The 16,415-nt window shown below is 41.7% G+C and carries 13 protein-coding genes, 1 tRNA gene and 2 pseudogenes; 7 read left to right on the plus strand and 9 right to left on the minus strand.

Going from position 1 to position 16,415, the window contains the following annotated elements; genetic code table 11:
• Complete coding sequence (locus tag V7K21_RS22805; RefSeq protein WP_335177474.1) at positions 1-426, plus strand: heavy metal-responsive transcriptional regulator; 426 nt, start codon at positions 1-3, stop codon at positions 424-426.
• Between the two features lie 394 nt (positions 427-820).
• Here the strand turns inward: V7K21_RS22805 and V7K21_RS22810 are convergent, their stop codons facing one another.
• Genes V7K21_RS22810 through V7K21_RS22820 form a run of 3 tightly spaced genes read right to left on the minus strand, consistent with a single transcriptional unit; the run spans position 821 to position 3,648 of the window.
• Complete coding sequence (locus tag V7K21_RS22810; RefSeq protein ID WP_335177475.1) at positions 821-1,048, minus strand: hypothetical protein; 228 nt, start codon at positions 1,046-1,048, stop codon at positions 821-823.
• Between the two features lie 19 nt (positions 1,049-1,067).
• A complete protein-coding gene (locus V7K21_RS22815; RefSeq protein ID WP_335177476.1) occupies positions 1,068-3,410 on the minus strand; it encodes a heavy metal translocating P-type ATPase in 2,343 nt (780 codons plus the stop codon).
• Positions 3,411-3,453: 43 nt separating this feature from the next.
• The gene (locus tag V7K21_RS22820) at positions 3,454-3,648 is read right to left on the minus strand and encodes a heavy-metal-associated domain-containing protein (RefSeq protein ID WP_335177525.1); all 195 of its coding nucleotides are present in this window, start codon (positions 3,646-3,648) and stop codon (positions 3,454-3,456) included.
• A gap of 390 nt (positions 3,649-4,038) precedes the next feature.
• Between V7K21_RS22820 and V7K21_RS22825 the strand changes: the two genes are divergently transcribed.
• Positions 4,039-5,544, plus strand: a complete 1,506-nt coding sequence (locus V7K21_RS22825; RefSeq protein ID WP_335177477.1) for an RtcB family protein — start codon at positions 4,039-4,041, stop codon at positions 5,542-5,544.
• Between the two features lie 696 nt (positions 5,545-6,240).
• Here V7K21_RS22825 and V7K21_RS22830 read toward each other — a convergent pair.
• The 3 genes from V7K21_RS22830 to V7K21_RS22840 all read right to left on the minus strand — a co-directional run bounded on the left by V7K21_RS22830 (position 6,241) and on the right by V7K21_RS22840 (position 9,371).
• Positions 6,241-7,365, minus strand: a complete 1,125-nt coding sequence (locus tag V7K21_RS22830) for a sensor histidine kinase (RefSeq protein ID WP_335177478.1) — start codon at positions 7,363-7,365, stop codon at positions 6,241-6,243.
• 70 nt (positions 7,366-7,435) lie between these two features.
• On the minus strand, positions 7,436-8,737 hold the full coding sequence (locus V7K21_RS22835; RefSeq protein ID WP_335177479.1) for an ATP-binding response regulator: 1,302 nt from the start codon (positions 8,735-8,737) through the stop codon (positions 7,436-7,438).
• A 421-nt stretch (positions 8,738-9,158) separates the two neighbouring features.
• Entirely contained in the window at positions 9,159-9,371 is a 213-nt protein-coding gene (locus V7K21_RS22840) for a hypothetical protein (RefSeq protein WP_335177480.1), read from the minus strand.
• Positions 9,372-10,068: 697 nt separating this feature from the next.
• Here V7K21_RS22840 and V7K21_RS22845 point away from each other — a divergent pair.
• The gene (locus tag V7K21_RS22845) at positions 10,069-10,791 is read left to right on the plus strand and encodes a response regulator transcription factor (protein ID WP_273764237.1); all 723 of its coding nucleotides are present in this window, start codon (positions 10,069-10,071) and stop codon (positions 10,789-10,791) included.
• Between the two features lie 156 nt (positions 10,792-10,947).
• Here V7K21_RS22845 and V7K21_RS22850 read toward each other — a convergent pair whose 3' ends face one another.
• Complete coding sequence (locus V7K21_RS22850; RefSeq protein WP_335177481.1) at positions 10,948-12,312, minus strand: lipid-A-disaccharide synthase-related protein; 1,365 nt, start codon at positions 12,310-12,312, stop codon at positions 10,948-10,950.
• 239 nt (positions 12,313-12,551) lie between these two features.
• On the opposite strand from V7K21_RS22850, the pseudogene V7K21_RS22855 reads away from it, so the two are divergent.
• Positions 12,552-12,710, plus strand: a pseudogene (locus V7K21_RS22855) (BamA/TamA family outer membrane protein); the annotation flags it as partial.
• Positions 12,711-13,554: 844 nt separating this feature from the next.
• Positions 13,555-15,153 carry a serine/threonine-protein kinase gene (locus tag V7K21_RS22860; protein WP_335177526.1) on the plus strand — a complete coding sequence of 533 codons (1,599 nt, stop codon included), beginning with the start codon at positions 13,555-13,557 and terminating at the stop codon, positions 15,151-15,153.
• Positions 15,154-15,161: 8 nt separating this feature from the next.
• Here V7K21_RS22860 and V7K21_RS22865 read toward each other — a convergent pair.
• A pseudogene (locus tag V7K21_RS22865) lies at positions 15,162-15,569 on the minus strand (CapA family protein); the annotation flags it as partial.
• Here V7K21_RS22865 and V7K21_RS22870 point away from each other — a divergent pair.
• Positions 15,523-15,738 carry a hypothetical protein gene (locus V7K21_RS22870; RefSeq protein ID WP_335177529.1) on the plus strand — a complete coding sequence of 72 codons (216 nt, stop codon included), beginning with the start codon at positions 15,523-15,525 and terminating at the stop codon, positions 15,736-15,738. The pseudogene V7K21_RS22865 and the gene V7K21_RS22870 sit on opposite strands and share 47 nt — an antisense overlap.
• A 226-nt stretch (positions 15,739-15,964) precedes the next feature.
• On the opposite strand, the gene V7K21_RS22875 is transcribed toward V7K21_RS22870, so the two are convergent.
• Positions 15,965-16,049 (minus strand) — tRNA-Ser (locus tag V7K21_RS22875).
• A gap of 183 nt (positions 16,050-16,232) precedes the next feature.
• Between V7K21_RS22875 and V7K21_RS22880 the strand changes: the two genes are divergently transcribed.
• The gene (locus tag V7K21_RS22880) at positions 16,233-16,400 is read left to right on the plus strand and encodes a hypothetical protein (protein WP_335177482.1); all 168 of its coding nucleotides are present in this window, start codon (positions 16,233-16,235) and stop codon (positions 16,398-16,400) included.
• The last annotated feature ends 15 nt before the right edge of the window (positions 16,401-16,415 follow it).

Below are 16,415 nucleotides of genomic sequence, written 5' to 3' on the forward strand. Positions count from 1 at the left end.
GTGTTAACTCAGGATAAAAAACTGCTTTTGATTGGTCAGGTAACAGATATAAGCGGAATCCCCATCAGGACAATTCGCTATTACGAGAGTTTAGGTTTACTCAAATCATCAAGACGAACAGAGGGAGGCTTTCGCCAGTTTTCATTGGATGTGCTGACTCGTCTTGCTTTCATTAAAAGGGCACAAAATCTTGGTCTTAGCTTAGAGGAAATTGGAAATATTCTTCATGTTTATGACCAAGGACAGGCTCCCTGTGGTGAAATTAAAGAAAAGCTTGAAAACAAGCTCTTACAAATTGATCACCAAATCGATCAGTTGTTAACTTTACGGTCTGAAATAGATGGATTACTGTCAGGCTGGAAAAATAATGGCAGACAGCATAAAGACACAATTTGTCCCATTATCCAAAACACCCCTCAGTGCTGATATTAATTTTTTGTGAAACTGCACAAAATCAAGCTTGGTCAGACTTGGGGCAAAATCGCCAAGTTCTGGAGCAACGGGAGCATCTCAATTTACCATCAAAGAATGATTAATAAAAGCCTGAAACGACCTATGGATTTACATCCATAGCATGATTAATTTGTACAGTGCATAAGGGAGCATCCCAATCTAAGCAAATTTACCAAAATCTTTACAAGTCATTGTGAATAAAGCGTTCTGCTGGCAATGACAAATTATGTTTTTACACATTTGGGATGCTCCCTGCATAAGTCCTAATCTATTCAGAACTTTCAACTCCGGTTCCCCCCTTTTTTAGGAGGGCTAAGGGGAATATAAAAGTTATTGATACATCACTAACGACTTTTAAAAAAGCCATTTACGACTCAGAACTTTTATAGAGAAGGAACCACCAAAACTCTAGTCCAATTAAGGCTAAACCACCGATCGCAACACCAACTTTCAAGCCTAAAGGTTGCTCAATGCGGTGAAATTGGCTGGTTTGCTCTGACGAGTGGACTGGGATTTCTGCTAATGTTACACCTGATGTTCCAGTGAGAAGCACTAAAGCTGTAAGACTTCCCCAAAGCATTTTTTTACTAAACATTTCCTAAATTACCCTGCAATTATGAGGTAGTTTTTGGTTGAAAGTTACGCAATCTGAGGGCATTGCTAACAACAGAAAGCGAAGAAAGAGCCATCGCTGCTCCAGCAATAATTGGATTGAGTAACCAACCAAAGATGGGGAACAGAATTCCAGCCGCAATAGGAATACCAATAACGTTGTAAATAAAGGCAAAGAAGAGATTTTGCCTGATATTATTGATGGTGGCGCGACTCAGTTGGATTGCTGTGACAATTAAGAGCAAATCTCCAGAAATTAGGGTGATATCGCTAGCTGCGATCGCCACATCTGTTCCCGTCCCAATAGCAATACCCACATCAGCCTGTGCTAAGGCTGGCGCATCATTTATGCCATCACCGACCATTGCGACAATTTTAGATTTGAGACTTTCCTGCGGAACGCTACGCGAACGGCTTTGCTCAGTCCAACGATTTTGGTTTTTTGATTTTGCAAATCTCTCAATTTCCCCTTGCAGAGATTGGATAATCGCCGCTTTCTGATCTGGACGGACTTCGGCAAAGATTCGCTGGATGCCAACTTGTAGAGCGATCGCATCAGCAGTTTTACGATTGTCTCCGGTGAGCATTACTACTTCTAAACCTAACTTATGTAAAGCTTTCACTACTGCTGTGGATGAAGGTTTGAGGGCATCAGCAATACCCATTATTCCTTGTAGTTCGCCATCTACTGCAATCAAAATGACTGTTTTACCAACCGCTTCCCATGCATCTTTATACTGCTGGAGAGTGATGGTGTTAATTCCAAGTTCTGTTAACCAACGTTGTGTACCAATTTGCACGAGCTGATTTGAAACAACTGCTTGGACACCACTACCTGCGATCGCCTGAAAGTTCTTTGCCTCTACTAAACTCACTTCTTGAGACTGGGCATATTTCACCACTGCTGATGCTAAAGGATGCTCAGAATTGCGTTCCACCGTTGCTGCTAACTGTAAAAGCTTGATTTCATTACCATTAGCTGTACCGTTGACAGTTACAAAGTCTGTAACTGTAGGTTTCCCCTGAGTCAAAGTGCCAGTTTTATCTAAAACAATGGTTTGAATTTTGTGTGCTAGTTCTAAGCTGTCTGCACCCTTAATCAAGATGCCATTTTCTGCACCTTTGCCCGTCCCCACCATTACAGAAGTGGGGGTAGCTAAACCCAAAGCACAAGGACAAGCGATAATCAGTACACCCACCGTTGTCATTGTTGCTAGAGTGAGGTTGCCTGTGAAGTTAAACCAAATGACGAAAGTGGCGATCGCGATCGCAATTACAGCTGGGACAAACCATCCTGTCACTTGATCTGCCAAGCGTTGAATTGGGGCTTTAGAACCTTGGGCTTGTTGCACTAGTTTAACGATTTGAGCCAAAAACGTATCATTTCCGACTCTTGTCACCCGAAACTGAAATGCACCCGCACCGTTAATCGTCGCCCCAATCACTTCATCTCCTGGTTGCTTTTTTACTGGCAAACTTTCACCCGTCACCATCGCTTCATCTACCGTCGATGCGCCTGCAATTACTTCGCCATCTACCGGAATCTTTTCACCAGGACGCACCAAAATCACATCTTTGATTCTGACTTCGGCGATGGGAACATCAATTTCCCTATCATCACGGATAACTCTGGCATCTCTAGCTTGTAGTCCAATGAGTTTGCGGATGGCTTCAGAAGTTTGCCCCCTAGCGCGATTTTCCAATAACCGCCCCAGTAAAATTAAGGTAATCACAATGGCAGCAACTTCGTAATAAAGATGAGGTATCAAGCCCTGAGCAATAAAAAATTTCGGGAAAACAGTGACAAACAAAGAATATAGATACGCTGCACTTGTACCCAAAGCAATCAGCGTGTCCATCGTCGCCGTATGGCGCTTAAGGCTTTTCCAACCATTGCGGTAAAAAGATCCACCACACCAGAACACAACGGGTGTTGTCAGCACTAACTCTACCCAAGGATTTTGCAGGAAGCTTGGAATTAAATCCAAGTTCAGCCCAGTCATCATGGGCAGCGATCCCAAAAATAGGAAAATGCTGATCACACCTCCCACGACTACCTTAAGGGAGAGTTCGCGTTGTAATGCTTGCCTAGTCGCTTTCTCGGCATCATCTTCTTCGGTGAGCAATTCTTCCTGGAGTGAGTAGGAAGAGTATCCTGCAGCAGCGATCGCATTTTGGATTTTCTCCAAATTGGCTAGAGAGCGATCGTACTTGATGGCGGCTTGCTCTGCTCCAAAGTTAACGTTGCAGTCAATTACCCCAGGAACAGAGCGAATTGCCTTTTCGATATTGTTGGCGCAAGCGGCGCAACTCATGCCTCGAAGTTTGAGTGTGAGAGTATCCATAATTAGATGAACCGCCGTGATTGGTGTGGCAGGATTTTAAAGATTAAGCAACTGGATAGCCAGCAGCAGCCAATGCTTCCTTAATTGCTGTTTCTGATGCTTGAGTTTGGACACTGACAAGCTTGGTTGTTGGATCAGCCTGAATGCTAGCGTTGGCATCGACTGCCTGAAGTGCTTTAGTGATGGTGCTTGCACAAGCAGAACAAGCCATGTTGGGAACTGTGAGTTGAAGACTCATAGATTTACGGGATAGAGTGGAAAAGCTAGCCAGACCAAACTGGATGACTGAGGGACAACCGTCAACAGTCAGAAATAACTGCAAAGAAAGTCGCCTTGAATTCATCCTAGACTCTCTAGCCGGCTGGAGAGTCTAGAGAATTTTAAAAATTTTTCGTTAAACTTCAAATTTCTTTACAGATGTAGTACATAAATCGCTAAAAATACAAAATACTACAAAAAACTTGTCTTCCGATGCAAGTCTGTGTTATCAAGGCTATATAACCAGTTGTTTTCCCCACAGTTCTGGGAAAGTGACCCTCCGCACCACTTGAGACGCGGCTGCTGAACCCAAGTCTCGTAAATCTCTTCACAACAAAGAGTCTTTTTTAAGGCTCGATTTGGAGTTTTCATGCAGCCAAAAAATCTGAAACGTCTCTTGCGTGCTTTAGAGCGGCAGGGTTTAGATGTAAGTTACAACAATCGCACTTATTCAGTTCGTTTAGTTAATTCTCCTGATGCCCCTGTAGCAGAAGTGCTACTACCAGAAGACTTCCCCGTTGAAGCTAAGGCACTTAAGCAGTTAGCGAATTTGGCAAGCGTCCGCCACCCGTCAGGTGGATGCGTGTGTCGTGCCTGTGCTACGCCTGACTTTCACCCAGGTGATGCGGGTGTTGCCATTGGTTCAGTTGTGGAAACTGTGGGTCAGATCATCCCTGGCGCTGTCGGTTCTGACATCAATTGTGGGATGCGCCTGCATGTTGTTGATTTGACAATCGAGGAATTTCTGGCAAAGCGTGACCAATTCGTAGAACGGATGAAGGGGGATTACTTCTTCGGTACGCGTGATGTAACGATGACTGCTGACGCAATGCGATCGCTATTTCAGTACGGAGTTCCCGGTTGGCTGGATGCCATGCTAAATCAGCCTACGGGGAGTGTAATCAAGTCTGATTTGCAACAACTTGCCCAAGAGAGCGATCGCATCTTCTTGGGTGGTTCAATGGATGGTGACTGGAAACTTGCGCCTGAAGAATTGGTTCCCGATGCTGGACTAGTACGCGATGGCGGACTAGCAACCATTGGCGGCGGCAACCATTTTGTAGAAGTGCAACGGGTTGATAAAGTCGAAAATCGCCCACTTGCCCACGCCTGGGGAGTGCGCCAGGGACAGCTAGCTTTTATGATTCACTCTGGTTCTCGAAATGTGGGTAAGTATATTGGGGGAATGTGGCGAGATAAAGCTAAAGCGACTTGGCAAAAAGGTCTAAAGTACCCTGATTCTCAGATTTTTCCTCTCTCTACTTATTCTCACCCCGAACTAGTCGCTAGTTACCTGCAAGCTGAGGCCACTGCTGCTAACTATGCCTTTGTCAATCGCCTGCTATTAGCGGAACTGCTACGTCTGCGTTTGCGAGAAGTATACAAAGATGTGGAAGCACCTCTAATTTATGACTTACCGCACAACATCACCTTGCCACAACTTGAATATGTAGAGACGTTGTATACAACGTCTTTTCAATCTAAAATCCAAAATCCAAAATCCAAAATTGAGAAGTGGGTAACACGCAAGGGCGCAAGTCCAGCCCATGTAGGACAACCAGTGATTATCCCTGGTTCAATGGGTGCTTATTCTTATCTGATGGTGGGTAGAGGCAATCCAGCATTTTGTAATTCGGCCTCACATGGGGCGGGAAGAATTTATTCTCGCTTTGACCTCAACCGCAAAGGTGCATCTCAGAGTGAGGCAGAACAGGGATTAACCGGGATAGACTGCATCACTCTGCGTGAGGAACGCCGAATTGAAGAAGCACCCGCCGCCTATAAACCGATTCAGTCTGTGATAGATGTGCAGGTTGAGGCAGAAATGGTGGACGTTGTGGCGCGATTGAGTCCAGTGTTGACGTTTAAGGCGTAAAAGATTATGAATTAGTCAAAGGCAATGAATTATTGCAGCTAGATTTGTCTAAATGTAGTTCAAGAGTTTATTGCCACTTCATTGAACGATAAACTGCAATTGGGGAAGTAAAAGAAATTTCAGCTTTTACAACCCTATCTCTTCAAATAAGGATAGGTACCCATGAGCAAATCAACTTGCTTTCAGCTTTAGCTATTCGTAGACATCGCTGTTTACCTTTGTCGGAGATAATATTTAATTTTTAATTATTATAAAAAAGCTTTGGCTGTCAACCAAACCTCAATAAAAAACACTCTGGATATTATTCCAGGGTACATACACGTCTTTCAGGCATTAATAGGCTAAATAGTAACCTTGTAAAATCGTTATTCCTACTATCCATATAATGATAAAAATATTCATCTTAGGACTTACGCATTGATAGAAAAGACAAAATAATGAATAATTTTAAAAACCACATCTATCGTAAGGGTAAGGGAGCATCCAATTTCGGAAGATTTACCATCTCTGAGAAAATATAAAAGGAAATAACCCTATGCAGGGCAAACGAATCTAAATTAGTCTTGACAAAAACCTTTGTTAATGTATTAACGGAATCAGATTTATCATTTAATTTATTTTCCAAGGGTCAAAGCGATCGCTTTGACCCTTTAGACGTGATCAAGCAACTATAACTCGTTGGATGAAGGAGAAAACTTAAGTGTTTTTAGGTAGTTGCACAGTGAACAAACTACCTTTACCTACTTCAGAGGTGACCTGGATAGTTCCTGCGTGCGCTTCTACAATCCGGTGGGATAGATGTAGTCCTAAGCCACTACCTGAGCGTTTATGTTTACCTTGGCGAAATCGCTTGAAAATTGTTGCCTGATCTTCTGGCGCAATCCCATATCCTGTATCTTGGATCTCGATTGTTACCGAATCTTGATCTCCTGGATGAGGTGATGTTTCAAAAATGCGGATTGTAATGCCTCCTGTATCTGTGAATTTGATCGCATTTGCGATCAGGTTGTTTAGCACCCGGCGTAGTTCCAAGCGATCGCCCATAACAATACCAGCGTTTTCACCCAGTGGGTCTAATTCACGGCTGTCTATTTTCAGAGTCAACCCTTTTTCACTAGTTAGAGGACTTAGTTCGCTCACTACTTCTTGAGATATCTCACGTAAATCGCATATTTCCCAATTCAACGTTTTTTTACCTGCCTCGAAGCGATAGACTTCTAGGAGGGTGTTCACCATTTCCATCAAATTTTGGTTACTGCGAATCATGACTGCGATCGCCTGTTTCATTTCCGGCGAAATTTTGCAGAATGTTTCCATCTCAAACAAATTCAACATGCGATCGGCGGCTACTAGGGGAGTTCGCAAATCATGAGTCAGACGCGAAACAAAGTCTTCCCGTTGGCGGGCCATTTTTTGTTGTTCATCCAAACTGTGCTTGAGACGCAACAGTGATCGCACCCTTGCCAGTAGTTCATCAGTATCAAATGGTTTACGAATAAAGTCGTCAGCACCAGCATCTAAACCTTCGACAACACTAGATTCGTGAAAGGCAGTAATTAACAGAATTGGAATATAACTAATTGCTGGGTTATTTCGAATCCGACGTGTGACTTCATAACCATCGATCCCTGGCATCATCACATCTAACAGAATCAGATCGGGTGGAGATTGTTCAACTTGCCGCAAAGCCTTTATTCCATCTGAAACCAAATCAATTTCATAACCCTCACTTTCTAAAATTGCTTGAACCAAAATGAGATTATCTAGAGTATCATCAACTGCGAGGATACGAGAAATTTTATTATTTTCAACTACAGACATAATTTATCAACTTTTATCAGTTTTCTTTGAAAGTAATTTATAGTTTAAATTTAAGATATCCTGTTGCTGCTTACCTAGTTTGAGAAGATGAATGATGCGGATTTTTAGCAGAGCTAAAAATATCATCACTATCTAACTGTACATCTGGAGCATCGGCTGCTTCAGTGGATAATGTGATTTGACGCGGCAATTCAATTTTAAACATTGAACCGCTCCCCAATTTGCTGTCTAGAAAAATTTTGCCGCCCATCATTCGCACCAGCGAATCTATAATTGCCAAACCCAGACCTGTACCTGGATATTTACGAGTGATAGTTTGATCGACTTGCCGAAATGCTTCAAAAATACGTTTAAAATTTCTGGGTGCTATGCCAATACCTGTATCCCGAACAACAATTGTCACTCGACTTGCAGGTAGTTCCTTAACCTCAACCCAAATTTCCCCAGACTCTGTGAACTTAATGGCGTTGGAGAGCAGGTTAATTAAAATCTGTTTGATCCGAACCGGATCATTAAATACCAAAGTATTTTGCAAATCGGTTTGCACTAACAATGATAGATTTTTGGCATCAGCAAGGGAACGCATTTCACCTACAGCGAGATTTATTACCTTTGATACATCAAATATTTCCGCCTTTAAGTCTAATCGTCCTGCCTCCAACTTGGAAAAGTCGAGAACTTCATTGACTAGCATCAGCAAATGCTTCCCATTACTCAAGATCCGTTCAACCATATCTGCTTGCTGGTGCGTTAGTTGACCGAACTTAGAACGGAACAGTATTTGCGAAAAACCAATAATCGCATTCATCGGCGTTCTGAGTTCGTGGGACATAGTTGCCAAAAAATATGATTTTAGCTGTGATACCTCCAATAGCTTGAAGTTTTGTATTTGAATCTGTTGCTGTTGTCTCTCCAATTCTTGATTTTTACGAAGGAGTTGTTCATGACTTTCTCTGAGTTGCTGGTTTACCAAAGCTGCCTGCATTTCAGCCCAATAAATCCGAATCGCACTCCGCAAAACCTGTACCAACATTTCTGGAGATATCTTAGACTTAGATAGATAGTCTGTAGCACCAGCTTTGATTAATTGCACAGCAATTTGTTCATCTCCTTGAGCAGTTAGGACTACTGAAGGAACTTTAATTTTTGAAGAACGTAGCTGTTGAATAAAGGTTAGTCCATGCTGATCTGGTAAGCGATAATTGAAGAAAACACAATCATAGGCAGTAGTGTTTAAGGCAGAAAACGCATCATTGCCATTGCTTACTTCAAACAGTTCCATTTGAAGACCTGCTTTAGTCAGCGCGTCACGGACTGCCATCCGGTCAACTTCGTTATCGTCTACAACCAAAATTTTCAGCGTCTGTTCCATCAGTTTTTATTTTTGCCGCCAAACATAGATTGATGTACAATGTTTCTTTTTTCAAATTATCCAACTCAAGAATATAATATTTTCGGACATTTAAAATATTTCACTTACTTGATTAACTAAGGCATTTTATATAATCCCCAATACTTCTCTTTAGGTTGAATTTAGTCTGTTGTATTCTCAATTTTGTTAATTTACCCAAGTATTGGAATTCAACTCATAGTTAATGATTAATAACTTTAAAACAATTAGCAATTAATAAACTGAAAACTATTGCTCTGAAGACAACAGTTAGAACTGATACAAAGTAAAATAAAATATTTTACTAAGCTTAAAACAATTGTAAATGAGTCAGCAAGCGACCGTCGTCACCCATTGGTCAGAGTTGCATACCATTTATCATCTACCATAAGCCTGAGTAATTTTACTCATCATATTGCTTCAACCAGGTAGACGAGAAAGTACTGCCTATATTTATTTGTGAATTTGAAGTAATCCTACCTCCTGGAATTTTGACAATTTTCTGAACGATCGCCAGACCTGTGTTAGGATTTGCTTGGCGATCGCGGACTTCCACTGTTTGGAAAATTCCCCACACCTTCTTGTAAACTTTGGGAAGAATACTAAGTGCTTCCAAGCCTTTTAGTATTAAAAAGATTACTTGTCCACTTTGATTGCTGAAGGGTCTAACTTTTGAGCCGTAAGTCTCCCACCATATGCAGCCACGAGTAATTACTTTTGGTAATTGTGCTTGAATTGCTTTTTAAATTGTCCACCAATGAGCTAGGTAATTGAAAAAAAGAGGGCGAAATCTTAACCCCCCAGCCTTAACCCTTGTATGGTTGGGGAAAAATTAAAAGCCTCTCAAAAGTAGGAGAGAGGAATGGAAGTAAGGTTTTCCAGAAGCCGTGAAAAGTCAGAAGTTCGATCTGTTGTAATTTATGCATTTTTGTAAGCTTTTTTTTCAAAACTTTATACAAGATAATAGTAATTAACTGATGGAATATAGAAACTAAGCGGATGGGTGTAAATAAATCTAATATGGACTTTACATTGCGTTTAATTATGCCTGCCTATCTAAAAGCTTAATTCTGAGCAAAGGGGGCAATTTTGCATTAGTCTCAATATTTCATACTTTTTGTGTAAGTATCTATATATCTCCAGCTAGATATGTCCTCTATCTAAATACTAAAAAATAGGATGTTTCTTATTTCTATCGGTGGATGCAGACTGTTTGAAAAATCATCTATCTTTAGTTTGGGAAAATAGATAGATAGCGCTTATAAAAGGTAATACTTTGAAAGATTGTAAACAGCGTAAGAGTGAGTGTAGCTATGAATGAAATTAGTATTATTTTAATTGAAGATCACGACTTAACGCGAATGGGGCTACGAGCCGCATTACAATCTCACAGCGCATTGAAAGTAATTGGCGAAGCGGCAAATGCTACCCAAGGATTAAAACTTTTAGAAACGGCAAAGCCAGATGTAGCTGTTGTAGATATCGGCTTGCCTGACATGGATGGCATCGAACTCACCCGTAAATTCAAACGCTACCAAGCTGAAACTGGGCAAGGCACAACGAAGATTCTGATCCTGACAATGGATCATACAGAGGATGCTGTACTTGCAGCTTTCGCAGCAGGTGCTGATTCTTATTACATGAAAGAAACAAGTATCAGTAAATTAACGGAGGCAATCCAAGCAACTCACGGCGGTAACTCTTGGATTGATCCGGCAATAGCCAACGTGGTATTGCGGAAGATGCGGCAAGGTATTCCTGGAGAGAGCCAAAATTCTGACAAGCCGAAGACTGTAAAAATTGAGGCGCTGGCGTCAGAATATGAGCAAGTTTTGGAAACATACCCCCTGACTCAACGTGAACTGGAAATCCTAGAGTTGATTGTAGCTGGGTGTAGCAATGGGCAAATTGCCGAGAAACTTTATATTACAGTTGGTACTGTGAAAACCCATGTTCGTAATATTCTAAATAAATTATGTGCCGATGACCGTACCCAAGCTGCTGTTAGGGCCCTACGTTCTGGGTTGGTGGCGTAAGGTACTGGACAAGGAGCAGGGAACAGAGGAGGCAAAACAAGAGGCAGGGGAGCAGTTCTTGCTGGCAGCAGAGGGGAAAGAGGTAATTTTAATTTTCCCCCTTGCCCCCAGTAAGAACTGCCCCTCTGTCTCTTATACTCAATGCCCAATGCCTCTTTAACCCAATCGTTCCTGTAAACATTCTGCAATGTGTAATGCGGCTCCCGGTTTACCCATGCGTCGTAGACCATTTTCAGCAATAATTTGCAAAATATCAGGATTTTTGAATAGGGACTGGACTATTTGGGCAACTTCTGCTGGTTGCTCGACTAAAATCAAAGATGAGCCTAAATGACGACTTTGAGCTTCAGCAAAGCCTGGGTTAAATTGGGGCCCATTACCGGGAATCGCGATCGCAGGTTTCCCTAAACCGATAAACTGTTCTGTAGCTGTACCTGCCATTGCGATCGCTAAATCTCCCAAATGCAGACAGTCATTATAGGCTTGTTGTGTTAGCAGTAAATACGCATTCCTTTGTTTAAATGTCAAGACATTTGGATCAGAGATTTTGAGAGGAGATGCCGATTGAGTGCGCCAGCCTTGGGATTGCACACTTTGGGATAAAATATTAGAGTCTAAACCTGGAGCGATCGCACCTAAAAACACTACTGTACCAGAAGTATAGAACACTGAATCTCGCTCCTGGAAACTTGCCATCAACGCAGATACGGCAATCATAATTGTTTCCCAGTTAGTGTATGCCTCTGGTGGACGGGAACCAGGAAGAAGAGTCACCATTAAAGGTCGAACTGTTTCTTGCTGTTGACTATCCTGACTATAAAATTGTTGGCGTGAAAAGGTCGGTTGCAGACCATCCATCATGGGATTACCCAAATTAAAAGCTGGAATTGGCCATTGTTTTAATGTTTCCGTCGTCAGTGCATCTCTAGGGAACACTGCCTTACAACGGCGACGACTCATTAACCAACGTTCCCAAGGATGGTAAACTGAACCAGAAAAGTTTTCCCAACGCGCATCTTTGGATTTCCGTGGTAATAATCCTGCTTCATCCCGCACATAATATTCAGATTTCGCCGTACCCACAAAAGCATAATTAGCGCCACTGAAAGTTGCAAACAATAGCGGGACAATATCTCCCACAGCTAAAATTGCTCTTTTATTACCTAATTTTTTTTGAGAACTCACCCAACGGCGGACAGCTTTAATCTGGCTGAGGGTAAGTTGCAATAAACCACCGCGTACATCCCTCACTAATTGGCGACTATCCATATAAATAAAGCCGCCAGAAGGCATAGTGCGGACTGAACCGATCAGAGGGATATTCAACTGTTGATAAGCACGTCCTTCGCCCACCAGAGATAAAGCAAATATCTCTGGTGGGTTTGATTGTCGTTGGAGTTCTTGCAAAATCCGAACTGCAATTACATCTTCTCCATGACCATTACTTAATACAAGTAACCGCAAAGGAGAAGTTACAGCTTGGGAGTTAGAGGCTAGGGATAAGCGAGATACATTACTCATAAGAAACAAAACATCAAAATTAATTGTCTGTTGGGGTAAGAGGTATAAATAGGGAAATCGGTGAAAAAGCTGGAAGTTAGTATTATCCCTATTCGCTAGCCTCTCTACAACTAACTCCCAGTTAATTATGTTAAATATTATGCGAGTTTCTGCTACTGCAATTTTTACTTTAGCTACTGGCAATGTCACTCAGCAAGCAACGGCTGCACCTGCTAAAACCGTTACTCCAACTGCAAAAGCTGCGCGGTTACGATTCTGGAGATGTTGGGAGTGGTCGCAGTTATGTCTTAGCTTCTGTAGAATATCGTTTTCTCGTCTTACCAATAGTAGGGAGTGTATTATTTGCCGACTTTGCCTCAGACTTAGGCTCTGGTGATACTGTATTAGGAGATCCTGCGGATCGCTTTAGTTGTAGAGGAACCATCGCATACTTTTCAAGAATATTTTTCACCTTTTTTTCTTAGTCGATTCAAAATTTTGGAATATGCAGAAATTAATGATACAGGAACAGAGAGAATAAATGGTGATATTTATCCTTTATTTTTCATTATTCACAGCGCCAAAAATAGTATATTGTAGAAGTATATACATTGTACCCGCTTGATTAATTGCTATGCGAACGCGTTCTCTAAGGCGATTAGTCAATTGCATTAAATTGAGGCTAAGTCCTGTCCTTAACTGAACAGTATTGCCAAATATACTAGTTATTAACTATTAATTTTTTTCTACAAATGACACCATATATATAAAGTTGGCAGCAATTTTTATAATTAAAATATTAAATAATGAGTAATTATTAGGTTATTTTTATGATGCGATTAGTTGTTGATACTAAGAAACTTGCTCAACAATTCTTCCTCATCCCTCTTATCCCCCTCATTTCTTTTCTGATTTAAAGATTACTGAATGGGTGTTCTAGAGCCAAGTCACTAAATTGCTCTTTGGCGTTGTAGCAAGTAACGTATCAAGTCGTACTTCCTCCCTAAGATCACGGACGTGGAAGACAGCTTGAGTCTGTTTCCTACTTCAGGATTTCTCGACTCCCGCGTTATCCTATGAAAAAGATAAAACTGTTGTGATCGTCGGCAGGTTTTTCCGCTTAGGGAGTTCCAACAACTAAATCATCCTGTAGGATAGACAGGCAAGAACCCTGCCCGATATAAAATATGGGAAAATTTTTTGGTAATCCCTCAAGACTCAGGACTCGCTGGTTATCTGCTCACTCAAGACTCAGGATTCTCTATGTTAGCAGGCACAATTTTGCAGGATGGAAAATATACCCTAATTCAAGAAATAGGGCGGGGTGGCTTTGGCATTACGTTTAAAGCTACCCATCGCTACTTGGGTCAGGAGGTGGTGATGAAAACCATCAATGAACGGCTGCGACAACATCCTGATTTCGCGAAATTTGAGCGCCAATTCCAAGATGAAGCCAGACGATTGGCTACGTGTATCCACCCAAATATAGTTCGAGTCAGTGACTTTTTTGTTGAAGCTGGACTGCCTTACATGGTGATGGAATACATTCCTGGTGAAACCTTGACAGACGCATTTGTATTACCAGGGATACCAATGCCTGAAGCCACAGCAATTCATTACATCCGGCAAATTGGGGCAGCTTTGCAGGTAGTACACAACAACGGTTTGCTGCACCGAGATGTCAAACCAGATAATATCATCCAACGCCTTGGAACGCAGGAAGTAGTATTGATTGATTTTGGCATTGCCAGGGAATTTAATGGCAGTGTGAGGCAGACTCACACGGGTATGGTTTCTGAGGGTTATTCTCCAATTGAGCAGTACCTAACGCAAGCGCCGCGCACACCCGCCACGGATGTTTATGGTTTAGCCGCAACCTTGTATGCCCTGTTGACTGCTCAAGTTCCGATGCCAGCATTATTGCGCGATCGCGAGCAAATGCCTTCCCCCCGCGAACTGCAACCACACTTGAGTGCTGCTGTCAATCAGGCAGTAATGCGCGGTATGGCGGTGGAGTCTCGTTTTCGGCCAGCGACAGTTGCTGAGTGGTTACAACTGCTACCTGGAGATGGGGTGAATATGACACCAGAAGCATTAGCCACTTACGCAGTGCCAACTGTCAATTTATCTGCTCAACAGGCAGCATTAATTGGGAAAACTACTCAAAATCGCCTTCATAAATCATCTGTGTTGGTGCAGCCCAACCCAGGCATCGCCAAGGACACTGTAGTGGCGAAAAAATTGGGGTCATCTAAAATATTTATTGGTATAGGTGTAGCCTTAGTTGCCGCTACAGCAGGTTTTGGCATCACTAGAATCTTACCCAAATCTCAGCCGCAGCCAACTGCAAAGCCGCTTTTTGAACAGCCAACTCAAAAGCCAGCCGTGAAAGTACCTAGCTTTGAGAATGGTGAACAGACTAACACCACCTCAAGAACCGAATCAGCACCTGTTTCTAATTCCAAGCAGCGACGACGTAATCGTCGTTCTTCCCCGCCAGAAACTCCCAGCAACCCTATAGGAGAATCACAACGGCGTGATTCGGAACAATCCGCACCTTTACCTAAGGTTTCACCTACACCCTCGCTAGTAGAGAAATTACGGGCGGTTCGGTCATCTCGTAATGCTTCCCCGGTACCATTACCACAAAATAACTCACCTGTTTTTAAGCAAAATTCTGCCTCCCCTCAGCCTCTAAATCGATCACATCCTGTGATTATACCAACAGCACCGTCAACCGAATCCAAACAGTCAGATCCTTCTGGTGTAGTAGTACCAACACAGGAAACGCCAAATTCGCCGATTCAGAGTCAACCTCAAAATGATAAATTTCCAGAAAAATTGGGAGATGATAACAATTAAAGGGTTCTTTATTTGTATTTGATATTGCCTACAACAATTTCCCCCTTCTTATTAATTTTCACCGGATTCTTGGAAAAAGCTTGATTATTCAAATAACGCATAAGTCTTACAGTCTGAAAACGCTGATCAATATGAGGGATTCCTTGCCGATCCATCCGAACAGGAATAATTTTACTTGATACCAAATTTTCCGCTGGGTTGAGTTTAACTTCTAAAATCATTGAGTCACCCGTTTGAGCATTTGTAGATAAAGTCCGGTATCTTAAAAAGTTTCCTAAAGAATAGGCAATGATTTTTCCTTTATAGATTTCCATCGCTCTTGGAACGTGAGGGCCATGTCCTAGTAGTAAGTCTGCTCGCGCATCAATCATGTTTCAAGCAAACTTGATCGAATTACCTCGATTTTCTCCCAAAAAAACTCAAAGCTCTAATGCCTTAGAATCAATATCTGAGTTTGCAAAGGAATTAGCTGAAGAATTACGCAATCGCCCAGAAGTGAAAGTCTGTTTTGGTGTAAATGAAAATATTAGCGCCCACGAATTAGTAAACGAAATTTTTCTAGATTTGTTGACTAACAATTTATAACTAAATTAGCGAAATACATCAAAGCAATTTGATTATTCAGTCTAATAAGATTGAATCAACTAATATTTGTAATAGTTCGGAATTTATAAAAGGTTTTAAATCTTGTGGCAATAATGAATATGATGTTGTGTATACTTATGATTTAACTAGAGTTACATAACTTAAACCAATTAAACCAGATAACTTCAAGCTGAAATAATTGAAATGCTTACAAAATAGGAAAAAACGGAGAGGGGGGGATTCGAACCCCCGTTGGGTTTCCCCAAAACGCATTTCGAGTGCGTCACCATCAACCACTCGGACACCTCTCCAGCTATTTATTTACATATTTGAGTATCTATTGTATACTCAAATGCCATGAAGTAAGGGAAATTTTAGCAGATTTCCTATACTACTATAACATTATCGCTTTTTTATGTAACGGAATGCTCCGGCAACGCCCAAGCCCAAGACATTTCTCATTATAGTGGTTGGCGCAATTACCCAGTGAGTCAATGACACCCAGAGATATTATTCTGATGGTGTTGGCGCAGCCTCTTGTTGAGAAGGTCGATCCTCAAATTGAGGTCAATTTCTTACACCAACTAAAAATTACTCTACCCGATTGCTACGAACAAGTTTGCAAACGGTGGTCAGAATTTCAACCAATTCAAATATCCTAAAACTTACTTTATTCA

Origin of the sequence: Nostoc sp. (genome assembly GCF_036919595.1) — a bacterium.
Taxonomy (GTDB): domain Bacteria; phylum Cyanobacteriota; class Cyanobacteriia; order Cyanobacteriales; family Nostocaceae; genus Nostoc.